Genomic DNA, 2,120 nt, shown 5'->3' with positions numbered 1-2,120 from the left:
GGCAACGGGTGGGCTCTGGCTGCACTATAAAGACACGGACCTTTATATAGACCCGGGGCCGGGTGCGCTTGTGAAGCTTCACGCATCAAAAGAGAGGTTCAACCCCATCCAGTTGGACGGGATTATACTTACCCACAAACACATAGACCATGCCAACGATGTGAATATCATGATCGAAGCCATGACAGACGGAGGATTTAAAAAGAAAGGGACACTTTTTTGTCCGGAAGATGCTGTAAACAGCGACCCTGTCGTGCTGCAATACGTGAGAAAATACCTTGACAGTATCGTGCTGCTCCATGAAGGAGGGCATTACACTTTAAAAGATATAACGTTCGATACACCTGTGCGTCACGTCCACCCTGTTGAAACATATGGAATCATTTTTCATTTGAATAAAAAGATTGCCCTCATTGCAGATACACGGTTTTTCGATACTCTGCCGGAACACTACAACGTCGATTATCTGATCATCAACGTGCTCAGGTCAAAACCGATAACAAGAACAGATGCAGTGGATCACCTTGCAACGGACGATGTAGTAAAAATTGTCAACCATATAAAACCGGAAACCGTCATCCTGACACACTTCGGAATGAACCTTATAAAGGAAAAACCTTACCTTGTTGCAGAGAAGTTAAAAGATGCTACAGGCATTAACATTATCGCGGCACATGACGGGATGAAATTTGAATTTTGATGAGCATGTTCTATTGGTTCTATTTGTCCCATTAGTTGTATTGGTTTTAACCAATAAGACCAATCAAACCAATAAGACAGGTTCTATTGGTTCTATTTGTCTTAACACTTCAAGCATGGATTCATGGATAAGACCGTTTGACGCAGCAACATCATCCCTGTAAATATTGAAGGGGTCACCCTGAAAGTTGGTGATTTTCCCTCCCGACTCTAACACAATCAGGAAGCCGGCAGCAACGTCCCAGGGATTGAGCTTCAACTCCCAGAAACCGTCGAATCTCCCGCAGGCCAGATAACAGAGATTCAGCGCAGCAGAACCGTCCCTCCTTATCGCCTGGGCCGCATATAGAAACTTAATAAAGTTACTGACATTATTCGTTTTGTTTGTGACAAGGTCATAGGGAAAACCTGTGCTCAGGAGGGCATCCTTCAATACCTGGATTGTTGAAACTTTTACCTTATTGCCATTCAGATATGCCCCCTCTCCCTTCCTGCTATAGAATAATTCATTAAATACGGGATTATATACAACACCAAGGACAATTTCTCCGTCTTTTTCATAGGCAATAGATGTACAGAAAAAGGGGTATCCGTGGGCATAGTTCGTTGTCCCATCGAGAGGGTCTACAATCCATCGGTTCTTGTCGTTGTCGTAGTAGTTTGTCTTTTCTTCGCTGATAATCTCGTCGTCGGGAAAATCCTTTTCTATAAGTTCTATGATTTTCGCCTGGCAGAGATAATCCACATCAGTTACTAAATTAATTTCCCCTTTGTGGTGTATCGCAAATCTCTGTTCATAATACTTCTTTTGAATCTCTCCAGATTCTTTCGCACAATGTATGGCAAATTTCAACAGGTCATCCATGGGCATTATTCTAAATGATATTCACTGTGATTTTCAAGAACTATAAGTTCAAAGGCAGCAATTTTCACCGAGAATTGCTGGTTCAAAAGATTGTTTTCGTCCGGTTTGACAAACCGTTGCTGATGTTCTATTATTAGACAAATGGCAGAGTTAAGAAGAGATGTTGTTACCGGAAACTGGGTAGTTGTCGGGTATAAAACAGTAAAAAGCAACTCAGTTGGCCTTTGCCCCTTCTGCCCGGAGAATGAACATCTTACCCCGAAAGCAATCAGGGAATATAAAGATACAGAAGGATCATGGCTTCTGCGCTGTTTTCCTGCCATTAATCCTATCTTCGTTATTGAGGCAGATTTGAAAAAACGGGGAGAAGGCATTTACGACAAGATGAATAATGTCGGGGCGCACGAAGTGATTGTCGAAAACAGGTCTCATACAAAAACAATGTCTGATTATACGGACCGGGATTACATGCTCTTGCTGGAGATGTATCAGGAGAGGATCCGCGACCTCAAAAAGGACAAAAGATTCAAATATACACAGATATTCAAGAACCACG

At 42.4% G+C, this 2,120-nt stretch carries 3 protein-coding genes; 2 read left to right on the top strand and 1 reads right to left on the bottom strand.

From position 1 onward, the window contains the following. The coding region (locus tag NTX75_10795) for an MBL fold metallo-hydrolase (protein MCX5816708.1) at positions 1-700 on the top strand (700 nt) is incomplete at its 5' end. 63 nt (positions 701-763) lie between these two features. Here NTX75_10795 and NTX75_10790 read toward each other — a convergent pair. Continuing rightward, complete coding sequence (locus tag NTX75_10790) at positions 764-1,564, bottom strand: inositol monophosphatase family protein (protein ID MCX5816707.1); 801 nt, start codon at positions 1,562-1,564, stop codon at positions 764-766. A gap of 141 nt (positions 1,565-1,705) precedes the next feature. Between NTX75_10790 and NTX75_10785 the strand changes: the two genes are divergently transcribed. Then, positions 1,706-2,120 (top strand): galactose-1-phosphate uridylyltransferase (locus NTX75_10785; GenBank protein ID MCX5816706.1); only part of this gene is annotated, 415 nt, incomplete at its 3' end.

The organism is Pseudomonadota bacterium, from assembly GCA_026388315.1.
Classification (GTDB): Bacteria; Desulfobacterota; Syntrophorhabdia; order Syntrophorhabdales; family Syntrophorhabdaceae; genus MWEV01.
This window is presented reverse-complemented; position numbering and strand designations above follow the sequence as displayed.

Coding starts and splice junctions, on each gene's coding strand:
- NTX75_10790 (MCX5816707.1), bottom strand. CDS start 1,564: ATGGATGACCTGTTGAAATTTGCCATACATTGTGCGAAAGAATCTGGA.